This is a genomic window from Pseudoduganella lutea, from assembly GCF_004209755.1.
GTDB lineage: Bacteria > Pseudomonadota > Gammaproteobacteria > Burkholderiales > Burkholderiaceae_D > Rugamonas > Rugamonas lutea.
In genome coordinates this window covers 7,382,201-7,400,549 of record NZ_CP035913.1, presented here as the reverse complement: position 1 = coordinate 7,400,549, position 18,349 = coordinate 7,382,201, and the positions used below count along the sequence as shown (strand labels likewise).

Below are 18,349 nucleotides of genomic sequence, written 5' to 3'. Positions count from 1 at the left end.
CTCCATTGATGCCAGGTTGTTGGGGCGATAGGTATGGCGATGCACGCCGGTTCCGCATGCGGATGCCGCCGGCACGGTGGCTTCGACGTCACCGAACGTCCGGATTGGCCTTGCGCCGGGCATGTACTTCGTCCACGCGCCGCGAAGCATACGTCGGCGCTATTGGTCCATAGGGCGGTGGGAAGTGTAGAGCAAAATTCCCATTGCAGACGCTGCGCTGATCGCGGCAGGCCCGCGCTGCGCCTCAGGCGGACCGACCGGTTCCCCCATGCCAGTCAAGCCGCATGCTATATTGGCCGGCCGATGAAAGCCCACCTCGACTCCTTCGTCCTCGCCGTCCGCTATCTTGCCCGATGGTCCCTGATCTCTCTGCTGGTCGCCATCCTGGCCGGCACCGCCTCCGCGCTGTTCCTGTTCTCCCTCGACGCCGCGACGGCATACCGTGAACAGCATCCGTGGATCATCTGGCTGCTGCCTCTGGCCGGTTTCGCGGTCGGCTGGATCTACCTGCGCTGGGGAAGCAGCGTGGAAGCGGGGAACAACCTGCTGATCGACGAGATCCACGACCCGAAGAACGTGGTGCCCCTGCGCATGGCGCCGCTCGTGCTGGGCGGCACCGTCATCTCGCATTTGTTCGGCGCATCGGTGGGCCGCGAAGGCACGGCGGTGCAGATGGGCGGCACGCTGGCCGACCAGCTGACGAAGGTGGCGAAGCTGGCGCCGGGCGAGCGCCGCATCCTGCTGATGGCCGGTATCAGCGCGGGCTTTGCCTCCGTGTTCGGCACGCCGCTGGCGGGCGCCATCTTTGGCCTCGAAGTGCTCGTGATCGGCCGCATGCGCTACGAAGCGATCTTTCCCTGCATCGCCGCGGCGATCCTGGCCGACCAGGTCGGGCTGGCCTGGGGCGTGCACCATGCGCATTATGCGGTCGCCGCCGTGCCGCCGCTGACGGCGTGGACGATCGCCGCGATCCTGGCCGCGGGCGTTGCCTTCGGTCTGGCCGGCATGCTGTTTGCCCGCGCCACGCACGCGCTGTCGGCGTTCATGAAACGTCGCGTGGCCTATGCGCCGTTGCGGCCCCTGATCGGCGGCACCGTCGTCGCCTGCGCGGTATGGGCGCTGGGCACGCAGCGTTACGTGGGGCTGGGTATTCCCGTCATCGTCGAAGCATTCACGCAGCCGCTGCCCGTGTGGGATGCTCTGGGCAAGCTGGCGTTCACGGTGGCGTCGCTGGGTACGGGCTTCAAGGGCGGCGAAGTTACGCCGCTGTTCTACATCGGCGCGACGCTGGGCAATGCGCTGGCGCCGTTGCTGGACCTGCCGTTCCCGCTGCTGGCCGGTGTCGGTTTCGTTGCCGTGTTCGCGGGTGCCGCCAACACGCCGCTGGCCTCCACGGTGATGGCGCTGGAACTGTTCGGGCCCGCGATCGGGCCCTATGCCGCGCTGGCATGCGTGGTGGCCTACCTGTGCTCGGGCCATGCCGGCATCTACCGGGCGCAGCGCGGGTCGAAGCTGCCGTTCAACGCGCGCCGGGATGAATATCCGAAAGTGGATCAGAGCGTAGGTCAGGACGTGAATCAACGCGTGGATCGGTGAGCGGTGGCAGCGCCTCGTCCGCGCCCAGCCGGGCCAGCAGGCGGCGCGCGTCGAAGGGCGCATGCACCTTGATGTCGTTGTCGAAGTAGCAGAAGATGTCGCGGCTGGCGCGTCGCGGCGGGGCCACCGGCGATATCAGCCGCGCGTCGTCCGGCTGGCCCCCGGTGCTCCACGCGCGGATCCTGCGCGCCCAGCTGTCCAGCGCTTCGTCCGTATAGCCGCCCGCGTACAGCTCTTTTTCGCCGTGCAGCCGCAGGTACATGAAGTCCGCCGTCACGTCTTCGTAATCCGGCCACTTGCCGGCCGTGTCCGCGACCACGAGCGCCACCTTGTATTTGCGCAGCAGCGCGATGAAGGCAGGGTCGTTGAAGCTCTCGTGCCGGATCTCGAGCGCGTGGCGCAGCCTGCGCTTGCGGTCGATTTCCAGGAAAGCGCGGCCCTCCATGCGCGGCTCGTGGCGCCGCGCCATGTCCAGCGCCGCCGCCGTATCGTGCGGCAGCGCGGCGAAAAACGTTTCCAGCACGTCGGGATCGAACTGGAAGTTCGGCGGCAGCTGCCACAGGAAGGGGCCGAGCTTGTCGCGCAGGGCCAGCACGCCGGATGCGAACACATTGCACAGCGAAGGTACGGGGTCGCGCAGCCGGCGCATGTGCGTGATGAAGCGGTTGCCCTTGTTGGCGAACATGAAGCCGTCGGGCGTGGCGTCATACCACTGCTGGTAGCTTTTCGGGCGCTGCAGCGAATAGAACGAACCGTTGATCTCGATGGTCGGCAGCATGCGCGAAGCGAAATCGAGTTCGCGCGCCTGGGCCAGGTCATGGGGATAAAACACCTTGCGCCACGGTTCGTAGCGCCAGCCGGAAATGCCGATACGGAGGTTTGCCCGCGGTTGTGTCATCCGCCGAGTATAGGAAAGCCCGGCAGCCGATGGCGCCCGCTTCGGTGGTGTCTGCCCGCTCAGGTCGTGCGCTTTACGTCGTCGTGAACAACTCGCGCACGTCGCCGTCCTGCACCACCTGGCGCGAGCGCTGGCCCCAGGCCCGCAGCAGATGTTCCACGCCCTCCGGCGGCAGCGCGGAACTGAAGTACCAGCCCTGCACGCAGTAGGCATGCTGGTGGCGCAGCCAGTCCAGGTCGACCTGCCGCTCCAGGCCCTCGCACAGCAATTCCGCATCCGACACCTCGGCCACGCCCTGGATCAGGCGGAACAGGCTGGCCGTCACGGCGCTGTCGGCCACGCCGTGCACGAACCGTCGGTCCACCTTCAGGCGGTCGAACGGCAGCGTGCCGATCGCATCGAGGTTCGAGTAGCCGATGCCGAAATCGTCGATCGCGATACGCAGGCCGAGTTCCCGCAGGGCGGCCACCCGCTCGCCCAGCGCTTCCGGCGCCTCGAGCAACTGGCTTTCCGTCACTTCCACCTCGAGCAGCGCGCCGGGCAGGCGGTGTTCCTCGAGCAGGGCGGCGATGGCCTTGGGCAGGCCCGGATGCAGCAGCGACGAACGGGAAAAGTTCAGCGACACGGGCACCTGGGGCAGGCCCGCGTCGGCCCAGTGGCGCATGTCGCGGCAGACCTGGCCCATCACCAGCAGGTCCAGCGCATAGCTGTTGCCCGAGCTTTCGGCCAGCGGCACGAAGGTCGACGGCGGCACGGTACCGCGCCGCGGATGCTCCCAGCGCAGCAGCGCTTCCAGTCCGATCAGCTTCTGCTTGGCGAAATTCACCTGCGGCTGGTAGTGCATCGACAGCCGTCCCGCCCCCTCCTGGCCGTCCAGCGCACCGAGCAGGTCATGCAGGAAGCACGAACGTTCGCGCATCTCGCTGCCGTATTCGCGCACCACCGAAAAATTGTCGATGTCGCCGATACTGGCCGCGGCCGTTTCGGCCATGTCCAGCAGCGCCGGCGCGGCCAGCGGCGTCGGCAGGCTTTCACGCACGATGCCGATGCGGGCGCGCAGCACCTGCGTGCGGTCCGACGGCAGCGAGACCGGCACGTCGATCGCGTGGCACAGCGCCTGCAACCGGTCCGGCTCCGAGCTGTCCAGCAAAGCGAAGGCAAAGCGGTCGCCGCCCAGGTGGCCCACGAGTCCGTCCGGCCCAGCCCAGCCGGTGACGCGCGCCGCGATCTCCGCCAGCGTGGCATCGCCGGCGGCGCGGCCGTACACTTCATTGATCTGGTGGAAGCCGGTCAGGTCGATGTAGCCGACGATGAGTTGCTGGACGTCCGTCGTGCCTTTGGCATGCTGCAGGTGCTGGATGAACGCGCCGCGGTTGTACATGCCGGTCACCGCGTCGCAGTAGCGCAGTTCGAGCGTGTCGCTGACGAGACGGGCGAGTCCTTGCAGCATCGTGCGCTGCGCCGCATCGAGCCGGCCGGGCTCCAGCCACATGACCCACAGGGTGCCCAGCTGGTAACCGCGGTTGCCGTACAGCGCCACGCCGGCGTAGCGCCGGTAATGGGGCGACTGGCGCACGATCGGCAGGGCGGCAGCCAGGTCGTCATTCCGCGCATCCTCGACCTCGAGGAAGTCCTGCTCGGAGGCCACGAGGGCGCTGCAGAACGAATCGCAGCGGTCCACTTCGCCCAGCGCGATCCCCACGGTGACGGGCAGCCAGATATGCGAACGGTAGACGAGGCTGATGCCGCCGATCTGCGCGCCCATCGTGCTCACGGCCAGCTCCACGATGAAACGAAGCTGTGGGTCGGGATTGTCCAGCGCGAGCTCATAGCGCGACAGCTCCTGCACGCGCCGCTGCTCCGACTCATCCCGTTCGATCCGCGTGTCCATGACAGAGCGCCTCCTTTCCCGTGAGCCCCAAGCTTACGGACGTTTTGCCCATGGTGCAACCGTTGTCCGGTAGAGGCGTGGACGGCTCTGCCTTCAGGGCGATGTGATGCACCAGCCCGGGGCACTAAGATGGTTGTCCAACACACGCTGGAGGAAGCATGCAGGAAGGAAGCAAACAGAACCATACGGAAACCGCCGCAGGCGGGCACGCCCCGGCCATGGCCAGGGAAATGGGAAAATCGCGGCTCGAAGCGTTCAGCGATGGCGTAATCGCCATCATCATCACGATCATGGTGCTGGAACTGAAGGTGCCGCACGAAGCCACGCTGGACGCGCTGCTGCCGCTATGGCCCCTGTTCTTCAGCTATGTACTCAGTTTCGTCTACGTGGGCATCTACTGGAACAACCACCACCATTTGCTGCAGCTGGCGAGCAAGGTCGACGGCCGCGCGCTGTGGGCCAACCTGCACCTGCTGTTCTGGCTGTCGCTGGTGCCGTTCATGACGAACTGGCTCGGCGAGCAGCACATGGCCGCGTTGCCGATGGCGCTGTACGGCTTCGTGTTGCTGATGAGCGCCATCGCCTATGACCTGCTGGTGCGCAGTCTCGTGCGGCTGCACGGGCCGCAATCGGCGCTGGCCCGGGCGATCGGCCGCGACACGAAGGGGTGGATCTCGATCGTGCTGTATGCCATCGGCGTGCCGCTGTCGCTTTGGCAGCCGCTGGTGGGCGCCGCGTTCTACGTGGGTCTGGCGCTGGTGTGGATCCGGCCGGATCCGCGGGTGGAAAGAGTGTAGGGCAGGCGTAGAAACGGCCGCCGATGCGGCTGGTGTCGGACATTTTTTCCGGATGGATTTACCGGAAAATGTGTCGGACACCGGTTGTCCCGCGCGTCCTCGTATGGCCCTGAATCCGGAAGGGAAAACCGGTGTCGCACACTTTTTCCGGAAGAATCACCCGGAAAAAATGTGCGACACCAGTGCTACGACTGCCGCGGTGAACTATACGTGCGCCGGCTTGGCCACCGGCCACGGCATCGTCATCAGGAACGCCACGGCGGCGATCGGCGCCAGCAGGCACCAGAAGCCGAAATGCACGTAGCCCGCGCCGCCGGCAATGCAGCCGACGGCGAATGCCGCCACGGGCCACACGAAGCGGATGAACTTTTCCTTGGCGGCCGGCGTCGCATGGCCGGTCGCCAGGTCCGTCATGTCGATCAGCAGTTCCGTCACGTTGCCCGTCATGACCGTGGTGGGGGCGATGCGGGAAAACTGCAGCTTGCCGGCGGCGTTGTGCACGCCCATCGCGGCGGCGCCGAGCGCGCCGGTGAGCAGCACCATCGGCGCATCGGGGCTCGTGATCGGCACGGCCAGCAGCGCGGTCGCCATGAAGGCGACCAGCAGCACCAGCTGCATCGACAGCATGGGCCGGATCGGCACCACGCCCTGCCTTTCGCACCGGTTGCCGAGCAGCCGGGTGGCCACCACCCCCAGCCCGAAGGCGGGGAAGGCAAGGCACTTCAGCAGCAGCGTGCTGTGCGAAGGATGCGTCAGCGTGGCGCCGATCAGCACGAAGTTCCCCGTCACGTGCGCCGTGAACAGGCCGTACAGGGCGACGAAGCCGGCCGTGTCGACATAGCCGGCCAGTGCGCCGAGGCAGATGCCGAGGAACAGGTCGCTGGGTGGAACCCGCATCAGGACTTCAGGAAAGCCAGCAGGTCCGCGTTCAGGCGGTCCTTGTGGGTGGTCGGCAGGCCGTGCGGCGCGCCTTCGTAGACGACCAGGCGGCCCTGCGGCAGGATCTCGGCGGCGCGGCGCGCGGTGGCGGCGATCGGCACGATCTGGTCGTCGTCGCCATGGACCACCAGCGTGGGGATCGTCATCTTCTTCAGGTCTTCCGTGAAGTCCGTTTCGGAGAACTGCTTGATGCACGCGTAGGCGGCGCGGATGCTGCACTGCATGCCCTGCAGCCAGAACGTTTCGCGCACGCCGGCCGAATCCTTGGCGCCGTCGCGGTTGTAGCCGTAGAACGGCGTGGTCAGGTCCTTGAAGAACTGCGCACGGTCGGCCTTCACGCCGGCGCGGATGCCGTCGAACACGTCCATCGGCACGCCGGCCGGATTGTCCGGGCCCACCAGCATGCGCGGCGTGACGGCGCCCACCAGCACGGCGCCCTTGACGCGGCCGGTGCCGTGGCGGCCGATGTAGCGGGCGACTTCGCCGCCGCCGGTCGAGTGGCCGACCAGCGTCACGCTTTGCAGGTCCAGCGCCTCGATCACGGCCGCCAGGTCGTCGGCATAGTGATCCATGTCGTTGCCGTGCCATGGCTTGCTGGACAGGCCGTGGCCGCGGCGGTCATGGGCGATCACGCGGTAGCCATGCTCGGCCAGGAACAGCATCTGGTCTTCCCATGCGTCGCCCTGCAGCGGCCAGCCGTGGCTGAACACGACGGCCGGACCGTCGCCCCAGTCGGTGTAGCGGATGATCGTGCCGTCGCGGGTGGTCACGGTATTGATGGTGTGCTGCGTTGTCATGGTGTTCCTCTCTGAACGTTGTTGCGGTACAGGCATTGTCGGTGCTGGGCGGCGCGCGGGCCACTGCACTATGGGAGAGGGGAGGCCGCCACGGCAGGGGGTTATCGAACGGAGTCCTGCTCGCGCACACTGCGGCTCCACCTTCGCAGAGGAGCCGCCATGCCCATTTCGCCCGCCACGAACCCTTACCGTTGCGCCATCGCCCGCTCTCTGGGACTGGCGCTGGCCGCCGCCGGCCTTGCCGCGGCGACCGTCGTCCAGGTGCACGCCGCCGCCCCGTTCGCGGCCGCACAGGCGCCCGGCTGGTACCGCGTGGCGCTGGGCCGCTACGAAGTCACGGCGCTGCTCGACGGCACCCATCCCTTCCCGGCCCACGAAGTGCTCACGCGTGGCATGGCAAGCCTGGACAGCACAAACCCGGGCCTCGCCGACCAGCTGCTCGCCGCGGCGTACCTGAAGGCGCCCGTCGAAGGATCGATCAACGCCTTCCTCGTCAATACGGGCACGAAGCTGATCCTCGTCGACAGCGGTGCCGGTGCGCTGTACGGCGCCGACGGTGGCCACCTGCTGGGCAACCTGCGCGCGGCCGGCTATGCGCCCGAACAGGTCGATGAAGTGCTGCTGACGCACCTGCACGCGGACCACGTGGGCGGCGTGGCGCTGGGCGGCGCCGCCGCTTTCCCGAACGCCGTGGTGCGGGTCAACCGGCGCGATGCAACCTACTGGCTCAGCACCACCGAGCAGGGCAAGGCGCCATCCTTCCTGCGCGGCATGTTCGATGGTGCGATGGCCTCTCTGAAGCCCTACATCGCGGCCGGGCGCTTCAAGCCGTTCGATGGCGCGGGCCAGCTGGAAGAGGGCGTCACGGCCCTGGCGTCGCCCGGCCATACCCCGGGGCACACGGCTTACCTGATCGAAAGCGATGGCGAGCGGCTGCTGGCCTGGGGCGACACGGTGCACGTGGCGCCCGTGCAGTTCCCCGACCCGGGCGTGACCGTGAAATACGACAGCGATGCGGCGCAAGCCGCGGCGCACCGGCGCCAGTGGTTTGCCGAAGCGGCGCAGCGCGGCGATTGCGTGGCGGCCGCCCATATCTCGTTCCCGGGCCTCGGCCACGTGGTGAACGGCGCGGACGGCTACCGCTGGCTGCCGCTGAATTACGTGGCCCGCGATCCCGTGCAGGGCGGCGCACCGCTGCCGCGGCCTTGCGCGCGGCCCGGTTGAGCATGTAGCGCCTGCGTTCGTGCGGTCCGGGCCGACCCGCACACAAGACCTTCTCCTACAGGCTATTGCTGAGCAAGATGGCAGAATCGCCCTGTCATCCCGGCACATGGCCGGAGCGTTACAGGGTCATCGGCCCGGAGGAGAATTCCATGCACATCCACCTGCTCGCGGCGGTCGCCGCACTTGCTTTCACCAGCGTCGCGTCGGCACAGAGCCATTCTGTGTCCAATATGGCCAACCCGCCACAGACACAGTCGGACAACAAGGCCGCCACCGAGGCCACGCCCGGCAGGACCGCCACGGCGCACCGTAACTCCAACAAGCAGCAGGACAAGAATGCCGGCCAGACGCGCAATGCTCCGCAGGCCGGCAAGGCTGAATCAAGCAAAACGTCTTCGAGCGGCGCGTCGTCAAGCGGAACGTCGTCGGGCAGCGCGATGACGGGCGAGCGCGTGGGGGCCGGTTCCAGCGCGACCGCCACCACGGGCATCGGTGCCGGTAATGGCGACCGTGGCGCGGAAGGCGCGATGGAAATCAAGCCGTCCGACGCCTATGTGAACCCGGTCGAGCGCCGTGCGCTCGACGAGGCGCCGAAGAGCGGCAAGAAGTAATCTCACCGCGGTGGGTGATTCCGGTCAGCGCGGGATCGGGCCGGCCGGCAGCAGCGTGCCGGCCTGCGGCCCGAGCTTGTCCAGCGACTCGGCCATGCGTACCAGCCGGACGAACTCGGCCCGGTAGTCATCCGGATCCGCGCCCCGTGCGCCGTTGGCCAGCGCGGCGATGTCCGGATATGCCATGTCGGCCAGTTGCGGCTCACCGCGCAGCTTTTGCCCGAACGCGGCGACGGCAATGGCGAAGCGCTGGTCATCCGGCGCGGCATCGATGCGGGCCCGCGCCCTGGCGCGCACCGGGTGTTCGAGCTGGCGGCTGGCCGACTCGCCGGGCAGCTTGTAGCGCAGCTTCACGAAACACAGCTCGTCGCTGCCGGCCTTACGGTCCGTGGCGGCAGGCTTTGCGGTCTGGTTGCCCGCGTAGCGCGGCGGATCGACAAGCTTCGCGGCACCGCCGGCCGGGGTGATCTCGTAGATCGCCGTCACCGTGTGGCCGGCGCCGATGTCGCCGGCGTCCACCTTGTCATCCTTGAAGTCCTGGCGCTCCAGCATGCGCGTTTCGTAGCCGATCAGCCGGTAGGCGGCGACCTTCGCCGGATTGAACTCGACCTGCAGCTTGACGTCGTTGGCGATCGGGAACATGGTCGAACCCAGCTCCTGGCCCAGCGCCTTGCGCGCCTCCAGCAGCGAATCGATGTAGGCGGCATTACCGTTGCCCGACTGGGCCAGGCGCTGCATCAGCGCGTCGTTCAGGTTGCCTTCACCCACGCCCAGGATCGACAGGTACACGCCGCTCTTGCGCTTGTCGGTGATGAATTTTTCCAGTTCGCGCGGATCGGTCATGCCGAGGTTGAAGTCGCCGTCGGTGGCCAAAATCACGCGGTTCACGGCTTTCGGATCGAAATGACGGGCGGCCAGTTCGTAGGCCTGCTGCAGGCCCGCGGCACCGGCCGTGCCACCGCCGCTTTGCAGCGCGCCGATCGCGTCGGCGATCCTGCCCCGTTCCTTGCCGGCCGTGGGCTCCAGTGCGACCCGGGTGCCGGCGGCGTAAGTGACGATGGCGACCCGGTCGTCGTCGCGCAATCCCGCGGCAAACAGCCGGAACGCCTGCTGCAGCAGCGGCAGGCGGTCCGCCGGCATCATGGAACCGGAAACGTCGACCAGCAGCACCACGTTCGCCCGCGGCCGCGCCGCCGCGGCGACGTCATAGCCGCGCACGGCAATGTGCACCAGCTGGTTGCCGGCCTTCCACGGACTCGGCACGACATCGGTGCCGATCGCGAACGGCCGGGCCGGGTCGCGCGGCGCGGCGTACGCGTAGGGGAAATAATTGACCAGCTCTTCGACACGCACCGCGTCGAGCGGCGGCAGCCTGCCGCTGGCCAGCATTCGCCGCACGAACGCGTAGGACGCCGTGTCGACGTCGGCGCTGAACGTCGACACCGGCTGTTCGGCCACCAGCACGGCCTTGTTGGCCGCCTTGTCGGGGAACCGGTTCGCGCTTTCCGGCATCGCGACGGGAGGCATGTACGGTGCGCCGGGAATGGTCTTAGCGAGCTGGTGGAAGTGCATGGGGCTGACGCGGCTGAGGACGGAAGGCGCCGGCGAGGCGGGTGGTGCTGGCGGGGCTGGCGGAGCAGGGAGCGGCGATGCGGGCTGTGCCGGTGTGGATGACTCCGGCGTCGGGCCGCTGCACGCAGCCAGCAGTGTAATGACGGCTAACGGTAGAACGATGCGGAAGGACGGTTTCATGGCGAGACCTCGCAGGATGTGGGTGCGCCCAACATGCCGAAATTGCATTGGGCCGTCAATCGCCGTTACAGGTGGAAACAGCGATACTAACGGCCGTCAAAGCAGCAGGATCAAAGGTTAAACGCGTGATTAATCAGCTGGAGATGGATTCAAGCCAGCGACTGCAATAAGGTGGATGCAGTCGTGCGATGAAGTACAGCCACTGCTCCTGCTCCGGCAATGCGAAATCTTGGTCCCAGCCGAAATGCCGGCATATCCGTAGAGTGACATGGTCGGGTTCATCTCATTACGCTCGGGTGTTTTGAAACTACCATGTAGAAAACAAAATAACAACCTTATCGAAATAATAATTTTCTCGACCAGTTGGCGCGTTCAAGTGTACCTGTAAGGGTACAATCATCTGCAGCACTTCCGCTTTCGGTCACAAACAGTCATTGCGCACAGGAGAAGCCATGCATATTGGATTGATTGGCGGTATCGGGCCAGCAGCGACCGAATTCTATTACCGCGCCTTGGTAAAGCTGTATGCCAAAGCAAATCGGCGGCTGGAACTGACCATTGCCAATGCAGATGCGAAGGAACTGGTAAGCAACCTGGAAGCGGGGAACAAAGAGGCTCAGGCAGCTATCTTTGCCAAGTATATCGATCAGCTCAAGGGGGCTGGCTGTGAAGCTGTCGCGGTGACTTCGATGGGTGGGCATTACTGCATGGACGAATTGGCGCCTGTGTCGAGTCTTCCGATCATCAACGCGCTGCCCGTACTCCAGGATTATTTCTTGGCAAGGAACATCACAAGAGTCGGCGTCCTGGGTACACGTGCGGTCATGGAATCCAGGCTATACGGTCTTGCAGGCGTGGAGGTGGTTACGGTTCCGAATGAGGAATTAGGCACGGCACATGCAAACTACATCGCCATGGCAATCGCCGGCAAAGCAACCGACGAGCATCGGGCATACTTTGAGGGCGCAGCGGCGCGCCTCATCAGTGAACATGGTGCCCAGGCCATCGTATTAGGGGGAACCGACCTGTTTCTGGCGTTCGACAAACCTGATTATCCGTATCCGCTCATCGACTGTGCCCTGGTTCACGCAGAGGAAATTGCAAGACTGGGGATGAGCTGAAATCTACGGCTTTTATGCTGCACCATCAACCGACTGACGACATGATTACCTGCCACGTGAAGTACATTATCGACCCCTATCAGCTGGACGCCTTCGAACGCTATTCCCGCGATTGGATCCAGATTGTCAGGCGAATGGGAGGAGAGCACCATGGCTATTTCCTGCCCGCCGAAGGGGCTAATAATATTGCCTGCTGCCTGTTCAGTTTCGCGAGCCTGTCCGATTATGAGCGGTATCGCCGCGAGGCCGCAGAGGATCAACAATGCATTGAGCTGGTGCGCAAGGCCACTCAGCAGAAGTTTATCCTGAGCTATGAACGCAGTTTTATGCGCCCGCTGCTTCAGTAAATCCTTTGGTTCCACGCTATGGGAAACGTGGTTATCGTCCACAGGAATGGCGGAAGGCAGAAAGAGTCGAACTTACAGAGGAACGGCTGACGCCCCTCACCGGGTTTGAAGCCCGGCCCCATCACCGGATGAGAATGCCTTCCTTGGAACAAAGCCGCGGATCGGGTGCGAATGTCATCGTGCGGATGTCACCCTGATTCCGGCCAGCTTGCATTGGGCCGCACCAGGTGGCTGTTGCGGACGCGGCGAGTATAGCCGACGCGGTCGAAATACTCCAACACCTGGATCGCGCGCTTGCGTCCCAGGCCTGTCGCATCGCGGAAGCTGGCCGCCTGCGTGTCGGGCAGCGTGGCGACGATCCTCGCCAGCGCCGCCAGCGCGCGCGGGTGATAGAACAGGTCGGGCACCACCTGCGACAGCTGGCCGGCACGCGCCAGCTTGCGCAACAGGCGCCGCACCTCGTCTTCGGGCACGCGATATTCCTTTGACAGGTCGCGCACCCAGGGTGGGTCGAAGCGGCCCTGTTCCAGCGCGGCGAGGAGCGGCGCGGCCAGGGCTTCTTCCTCCGGCGTCAGCGCCACGCTGTGGCCCGGCAGGTGCAGGCTGTTGCCGCGCTGCGCGATCGTGCCGGTGGCCAGCATGCGTGCCGCCAGCGCCGACCACAGCGCATCCTCGGCGTCCGGCTGCGCCATCCGCTTCAGGCGCCACAGTTCGGGGCCGGCATCGTCCGGATGTTTTTCGTGGAAGACGGCCAGCGCATCGAGCACCGAGCTTTCCAGCCGCGCCAGCGCGGTGGGGGCGATCCACAGTTCGTCGCCGCCCGGCAGTGGCAGGCGCAGGCAGCCTTCCGGCAGGGCGATCGCATCGGCGGGCAGCTGCGTCAGCCGCACGAGCGCGGCGGCGCGCACGCCCAGCGGGCTTTGCGCCAGCAAAGCCGACACGTCGCCGCTGTCCACGTAGGCCTGCAACGCGTCGAGCCATGCCAGGCGCGCCGGGCTGCGGCGCTTGCGCGCGGCGCCGAACGGATCGAGCACGGTGCCGCCGCCGATCGTCTGCGTGGCCTGGGCATTGCGCACGACGAATCGGTCGCCCGGCACCGCGTGCACGGGCACGTCGAACACCAGCTGCACGCGCGCGGGCTCGCCCGGTTGGACGGTATCCGCATCGAGCGGCACCACGTGCGCCGTGTGGTGCGATGCGCCGAGATGCACGTGGATGGGCGACCAGGCCTTGAGCACACCGGTTTTCGTGCCATCGGCCAGCGCCAGCAGCACATCGACCCGTTCCGAACAGTCCTGCATGGCGGGCGCGACGACCCACGTGCCCCGTTCGATGTCGTCCTTCGCCACGCCGGCCAGGTTCAGCGCAAGGCGCTGGCCGCCATGGCCCTCGCTGGCGCCGCGGCTTTGCGCATGGATGCCGCGCACGCGCACGTGCTGGGCGCCGGGCGCGAGGACCAGCGTATCGCCGATGGCGACGCGGCCCGACAGCGCCGTGCCGGTGACGACGGTGCCCTGGCCGGACAGCGTGAACACGCGGTCGACGCCGAGCCGGAACAGCCGCCGGTCATCGCGCGACGGCAGCGTGGCGGCCGCCTCGGCCAAGTGGGCAAGCAGTGCCGCCACGCCAGGGTCGCCGGCTTGCGTGGCGGCGGTGCGGAACACGGGCGCGCCGGCGAATGGCGTGTCGGCCAGCAGCGCCGCGATGTCCCGCTCGACGGCGGCGGTGCGCTGCGCGTCGGCGCGGTCGGTCTTGGTGAGCGCGACGGCGCCACGGCGCACGCCCAGCAGCCGCAGGATCGACAGGTGCTCGACGGTCTGCGGCATGATGCCGTCGTCGGCCGCGACCACGAGCAGCGCGTAATCGATGCCGGTGACGCCGGAGGCCATCGTGCGGATGAATTTTTCGTGGCCCGGCACGTCGATGACGCCCAGGATGTCGCCACCCGGCAGCGGCAGGTAGGCGTAACCCAGCTCGATCGAGATGCCGCGCGCCTTTTCTTCCTTCAGGCGATCGGTGTCCACGCCCGTCAGTGCGCGGGTCAGCGTGGTCTTGCCATGGTCGATATGGCCGGCGGTACCGACGATCATGCCGCCGGGCCCTCCGGCGCCAGGTGCGCCAGCTGCCGTTCGAATTCTTCCACGTGGCCATCTTCCAGGCAGCGCAGGTCGAGCCACAGCGTGTCGTCGGCGATGCGGCCGATGACGGGCACCGGCAACGCGCGCAGGCGGCGTTCCAGTACACCGAGCGGATTGCCGCGCATGCCCGGCATGGCGCGCAATGCCAGGCCGAAGCTGGGCAGCACGTCGACGGGCAGGGCGCCGCTGCCGATCTGGCTTGTCACCGGCTCGGCGTTCACTGTGTAGGCAACGCCCAGCGCGCACTGGACGGGCGCCTGCAGGCGTGCGGCGAGGGCGCGCATTGCGGCGGCGGGGCGCGTCAGCAGGCGCAGGGTCGTCAGCCGCTCGGGCAGCAGGTCGGGGGCGTGGTACAGCGCCAGCACCGGTTCCAGCGCGGCGAGGGTCAGCTTGCCCACGCGCAGGGCGCGCTTGAGCGGGTTGTTCTTGATGGCGGCGACGAGGTCCTTGCGGCCGGCGATGATGCCGCATTGCGGGCCGCCCAGCAGCTTGTCGCCGCTGAAGGTCACGAGGTCGGCGCCGCCCTCGATGGTTTCGCGCACCGTCGTTTCATGGGGCAGGCCGTATTGTTCGAGGTCGACAAGGGTGCCGCTGCCGAGGTCCACGGCAATGGGAATGCCGCGCTCGCGGGCCAGCGGCACCAGTTCCGGCAAGGTCACTTCCTTCGTGAACCCGGTGATGATGTAATTGCTTGTGTGGACCTTCATCAGCAGCGCCGTGTGCGCACCGATGCCTTCGGCGTAGTCCTTCAGGTGCGTGCGGTTGGTGGCGCCCACTTCGCGCAGCACCGCGCCGGCGCGGGTCATCACATCGGGGATGCGGAACGCGCCGCCGATTTCCACGAGTTCGCCGCGCGACACGATCACTTCGCGGCCGGCGGCCAGCGTGTTCAGCATCAGCAGCACGGCGGCCGCGTTGTTGTTGACGATCGTGACAGCCTCGGCGCCCGTCAGCTTCAGCAGGTGTTCCTCGACGAGCGAATCGCGGTCGCCGCGCTTGCCCGTCTCAAGATCCCATTCGAGGTTCATCGGCCAGCGCAGCGCATCGGCCACGGCCTGCACGGCCACGTCCGGCAGCAGCGCGCGGCCCAGGTTCGTGTGCAGCACCGTGCCCGTGAGGTTGAACAGCCGGCGCATCGTGGAGCGGTTCGCGGCGGCCAGCCGGGCGGCAAGGGCGGCCAGCACCGCGGGTTCGGACGTGTCGGCCGTGCCGCCAGCCAGCAGCGCGCCGCGCAGGTCGGCCAGCAGGGCGCGCAACGCTTCGACCGTCTGCTCGCGGCCGTATTCGGCCACGAGCGGCTGGCAGGCGGGCGCCGCCAGCAGCAGGTGGACGGCCGGCAGGCGCAGGTGCTGGACCGCCACCGTCATTCCGGGGCGCCCAGCCGCAGCAGCGGATTGCCGCTGGCCCGTGCGTAACCCAGTTCCGAGACAAGCATGTCGAGCACCAGGCTGGCGAGATCGTCGGCCAGCGGATCCACGTTGTAGTCGTGTTCCTGGTTGAAGATCTTGCGGTACGAATGGCATTCGTCGCACGTTTCGGCGCGCGCCACGCGGGTGGGATCGTTGGCCTTGTTCAGTATCTTGCCTTCCTTGGCCGCCGCCACGTTCTCGGCGACAGGGTCGGCATCGGCGTCGGTCAGGCCCTGGTAAGCCACCTTCGAATTGGCTTCGCAGCACGAGCATTTCACCCGCACCATGTGCCACTCGCTGGCGCACACGGCGCAGTGCAGGTAACGGTAACCCTGCGACTGGCCACCGATGCGGATCACGCTGGCTACCGGGTGCGAGCCGCACACGGGGCAAAGGGTGCCGGTGACGAGCGGCTGGGCCCAGCGCTCGTCGAGCTGCGCGGCCATCACGCTCCACGTGACCTGCAGCGCGGCCGCCACGAACGGCGCCTGCGCGGCATCGATGCCTTCGGCGAATTCGCCCAGCACCGCGTCGGCCGCGCCTTCGAGCTGCGCATCGTCCAGCGCGCGCAGGGCGGCGAGGGCGGCCGCCAGTTGCGGCTGGTCCGCCGTTTTTGCTTCCAGCTTGTCCAGGATGGCACCGAAGACCGCGCGCCACCCGGCGGGGCGCTTGCCGGTCACCGGCAGTGGCGGCATGTTGTGCTCATGCGCGATGCGCATGTCGTCCTGCGGCGGCAGCGCAATCCCCGCCGGCAGCAGCGTCTTCACGACATCGGCCTGCGCCTGCACGAGCTCGGCCATCACGTTGACGTAGCTGGCCAGGGCTGCGTCGACGGGAATGCCCTGGATGTTGTTCTGCGCCAGCTGGCGCAGGCGTTCCGCGCGCGCCGCGTACAGTTCGCCCGGCCGTGGCAGCAGCAGGCGGGGAATGGCGGTGTGGTCGAGCGATTCGATCTCGCCCGGTTCTAGCAGTCGCTGTACCAAGATAACTCCAAATTCAGTGTTGGCGCCGAAACACTGGTGTCGGACACCATTCGCTTGCGAATGGCTGTCGGACACCGGTTTTCTCATGAGGCGCCATTGCATCCGGCGAAAACCGGTGTCTGACACCTTTTCCAGGAAAGTCGTCTGGAAAAGGTGTCAGACACCAGGCACATCGGTAGCAGATGCCAATAAAAAAGCCGGGCCACGCGGGCCCGGCCAATTTTAGACGAATACGAACAAGCGTGCAGTTCGAGTCCGCACTCAGCGGTTGTTCTTGCGGATTTCGTCCTCGAACCAGCGCGGGTGGTGCTTGCGTGCCCAGCCGTAGGTGACGGTGCCGCGGATCATGGCGCCCATCGAGCCCTTGATCCAGATGCCGGCGTACACGTGCACGATGATCGAGAGGATGATCACGAATGCAAAGAACGCATGCAGCAGCGAGGCCACGCGGATCACGTCGACGGCAAACAGGTGCGAGAACCAGGCGCGCCACATGACGATGCCGGTCAGCAGCAGGCCCACCATCGACACGATCAGCACCCAGAACAGCAGCTTCTGGCCGGCGTTGTACTTGCCGATGCGGGGCAGCTTCTCCTCGCGGTTGGCCAGCACATCGTTCATCTGCTTCAGCCATTGGCGGTCCGAGGCGTCCAGGAAGTTGTGGTGCCAGAAGCGCAGCACCAGTACCAGGAACGACACGAACATCACGATGCCGATGAACGGATGCAGGATCCGCGTCCATTGGCCGCCGCCGAGGAAGACCGCCATCCACGACATGGCCGGGTGGAACAGGGCCAGGCCGGAGACCGCCAGCAGCACGAACGAAATCGCCGTGATCCAGTGGTTGGTGCGCTCGTTCGGCTTGTACCGTTCGATGACCGGGTTGCCGTCCTTGTCCTTCACGATCTTATCGTTTGTCATGGCGCTCCTCCGCGATCCGCTTGGCGTCGTGCAATGCTTCCTCTTCTTCCTTGCGACTGACCTCGTTCGGCCCCACGCGGGTGTAGTGGAAGAAGCCCGCGAGCGCCGCCGCCGCCATGCCGGCCAGCGCCAGCGGCTTCGTCAAGCCTTTCCACGCGCCCACGACGGGGCTGATGCGCGGATTGTTGCGCAAGCCGCTGTACAGCGCCGGGCGGTCAGCATGGTGCAGCACGTACATCACGTGCGTGCCGCCCACGCCGGCCGGGTCGTACAGGCCGGCGTTCTCGTAGCCGCGCGACTTCAGGTCCTCGATCCGGTCGGCCGCATGCGTCTTCATGTCTTCCTTCGTGCCGAAGACGATCGCGCCGGTCGGGCATGTTTTCACGCAGGCCGGTTCCTGGCCTACGGCCACGCGGTCGGAGCACAGCGTGCACTTGTACGCGCGGTTGTCCTTCTTCGAGATGCGCGGCACGTCGAACGGGCAGCCGGTCACGCAGTAGCCGCAGCCGATGCAGTTCTCCTCGTGGAAGTCGACGATGCCGTTCGTGTACTGCACGATCGCGCCAGGCGCCGGGCAGGCTTTCAGGCAGCCCGGTTCCTCGCAGTGCATGCAGCCATCCTTGCGGATCAGCCATTCGAGGTTGCCCTGCTCGTTCTCGTGTTCCGCGAAACGCATCACGGTCCACGATTGCGGCGTCAGGTCGATCGGGTTGTCGTACACGCCGATCGTTTCACCCACGTCGTCGCGCAGGTCGTTCCATTCCGAGCACGCCGTCTGGCATGCCTTGCAGCCGATGCATTTCGACACATCGATCAGCTTGGCGACGGTGCCGGTGATGGGTTCGCGGGCCGCGGGCGGTTGCACCGTGGTGGCCGAGATCCGTTTGATGTCCAAAGATTGTAATGCCATGATTGATCCTTATCC

At 66.6% G+C, this 18,349-nt stretch carries 16 protein-coding genes and 1 tRNA gene; 6 read left to right on the top strand and 11 right to left on the bottom strand.

The features are described 5' to 3' along the window. Positions 1–303 precede the first annotated feature (303 nt). Positions 304–1,596, top strand: coding sequence for a voltage-gated chloride channel family protein (locus tag EWM63_RS31140; protein WP_130189986.1), 1,293 nt, complete (start codon positions 304–306; stop codon positions 1,594–1,596). Here EWM63_RS31140 and EWM63_RS31135 read toward each other — a convergent pair. Then, positions 1,520–2,494, bottom strand: a complete 975-nt coding sequence (locus tag EWM63_RS31135) for a DUF72 domain-containing protein (protein WP_130189985.1) — start codon at positions 2,492–2,494, stop codon at positions 1,520–1,522. The two genes, EWM63_RS31140 and EWM63_RS31135, sit on opposite strands and share 77 nt — an antisense overlap. A 73-nt stretch (positions 2,495–2,567) precedes the next feature. After that, a complete protein-coding gene (locus EWM63_RS31130; protein ID WP_130189984.1) occupies positions 2,568–4,385 on the bottom strand; it encodes a putative bifunctional diguanylate cyclase/phosphodiesterase in 1,818 nt (605 codons plus the stop codon). A 230-nt stretch (positions 4,386–4,615) separates the two neighbouring features. On the opposite strand from EWM63_RS31130, the gene EWM63_RS31125 reads away from it, so the two are divergent. Next, positions 4,616–5,182, top strand: coding sequence for a TMEM175 family protein (locus EWM63_RS31125; protein ID WP_130190710.1), 567 nt, complete (start codon positions 4,616–4,618; stop codon positions 5,180–5,182). A gap of 204 nt (positions 5,183–5,386) precedes the next feature. Here the strand turns inward: EWM63_RS31125 and EWM63_RS31120 are convergent, their stop codons facing one another. Continuing rightward, on the bottom strand, positions 5,387–6,079 hold the full coding sequence (locus EWM63_RS31120; protein WP_130189983.1) for a YoaK family protein: 693 nt from the start codon (positions 6,077–6,079) through the stop codon (positions 5,387–5,389). Beyond that, on the bottom strand, positions 6,079–6,900 hold the full coding sequence (locus tag EWM63_RS31115) for an alpha/beta fold hydrolase (RefSeq protein WP_229488004.1): 822 nt from the start codon (positions 6,898–6,900) through the stop codon (positions 6,079–6,081). The genes EWM63_RS31120 and EWM63_RS31115 overlap by 1 nt, the downstream gene beginning before the upstream one ends. A 177-nt stretch (positions 6,901–7,077) precedes the next feature. Here EWM63_RS31115 and EWM63_RS31110 point away from each other — a divergent pair, with 177 nt between their 5' ends. Together EWM63_RS31110 and EWM63_RS31105 are read left to right on the top strand one after the other, a co-directional pair. Continuing rightward, the gene (locus EWM63_RS31110) at positions 7,078–8,142 is read left to right on the top strand and encodes an MBL fold metallo-hydrolase (RefSeq protein ID WP_130189981.1); all 1,065 of its coding nucleotides are present in this window, start codon (positions 7,078–7,080) and stop codon (positions 8,140–8,142) included. A gap of 149 nt (positions 8,143–8,291) precedes the next feature. Continuing rightward, the gene (locus tag EWM63_RS31105) at positions 8,292–8,753 is read left to right on the top strand and encodes a hypothetical protein (RefSeq protein WP_130189980.1); all 462 of its coding nucleotides are present in this window, start codon (positions 8,292–8,294) and stop codon (positions 8,751–8,753) included. Between the two features lie 24 nt (positions 8,754–8,777). Here EWM63_RS31105 and EWM63_RS31100 read toward each other — a convergent pair whose 3' ends face one another. Further along, positions 8,778–10,280 carry a vWA domain-containing protein gene (locus tag EWM63_RS31100; protein ID WP_229487614.1) on the bottom strand — a complete coding sequence of 501 codons (1,503 nt, stop codon included), beginning with the start codon at positions 10,278–10,280 and terminating at the stop codon, positions 8,778–8,780. Between the two features lie 677 nt (positions 10,281–10,957). On the opposite strand from EWM63_RS31100, the gene EWM63_RS31095 reads away from it, so the two are divergent. Beyond that, positions 10,958–11,626 carry an aspartate/glutamate racemase family protein gene (locus EWM63_RS31095; RefSeq protein WP_130189978.1) on the top strand — a complete coding sequence of 223 codons (669 nt, stop codon included), beginning with the start codon at positions 10,958–10,960 and terminating at the stop codon, positions 11,624–11,626. A gap of 14 nt (positions 11,627–11,640) precedes the next feature. Further along, positions 11,641–11,973, top strand: coding sequence for an NIPSNAP family protein (locus tag EWM63_RS31090; protein ID WP_307720815.1), 333 nt, complete (start codon positions 11,641–11,643; stop codon positions 11,971–11,973). A 47-nt stretch (positions 11,974–12,020) separates the two neighbouring features. On the opposite strand, the gene EWM63_RS31085 is transcribed toward EWM63_RS31090, so the two are convergent. The 6 genes from EWM63_RS31085 to fdxH all read right to left on the bottom strand — a co-directional run bounded on the left by EWM63_RS31085 (position 12,021) and on the right by fdxH (position 18,334). Then, positions 12,021–12,116, bottom strand: a tRNA-Sec gene (locus tag EWM63_RS31085). Between the two features lie 45 nt (positions 12,117–12,161). Further along, the gene (gene selB, locus EWM63_RS31080) at positions 12,162–14,063 is read right to left on the bottom strand and encodes a selenocysteine-specific translation elongation factor (RefSeq protein WP_130189977.1); all 1,902 of its coding nucleotides are present in this window, start codon (positions 14,061–14,063) and stop codon (positions 12,162–12,164) included. Continuing rightward, a complete protein-coding gene (gene selA, locus EWM63_RS31075; RefSeq protein ID WP_130189976.1) occupies positions 14,060–15,478 on the bottom strand; it encodes an L-seryl-tRNA(Sec) selenium transferase in 1,419 nt (472 codons plus the stop codon). Before selA ends, selB begins: the two co-directional genes overlap by 4 nt. Continuing rightward, on the bottom strand, positions 15,475–16,503 hold the full coding sequence (gene fdhE / locus EWM63_RS31070) for a formate dehydrogenase accessory protein FdhE (RefSeq protein WP_130189975.1): 1,029 nt from the start codon (positions 16,501–16,503) through the stop codon (positions 15,475–15,477). Before fdhE ends, selA begins: the two co-directional genes overlap by 4 nt. 261 nt (positions 16,504–16,764) lie before the next feature. Continuing rightward, a complete protein-coding gene (locus EWM63_RS31065) occupies positions 16,765–17,424 on the bottom strand; it encodes a formate dehydrogenase subunit gamma (RefSeq protein WP_130189974.1) in 660 nt (219 codons plus the stop codon). Continuing rightward, positions 17,411–18,334: a formate dehydrogenase subunit beta gene (fdxH, locus tag EWM63_RS31060; protein ID WP_130189973.1), complete on the bottom strand. Its 924-nt coding sequence runs from the start codon at positions 18,332–18,334 to the stop codon at positions 17,411–17,413. Before fdxH ends, EWM63_RS31065 begins: the two co-directional genes overlap by 14 nt. Positions 18,335–18,349: the final 15 nt, after the last annotated feature.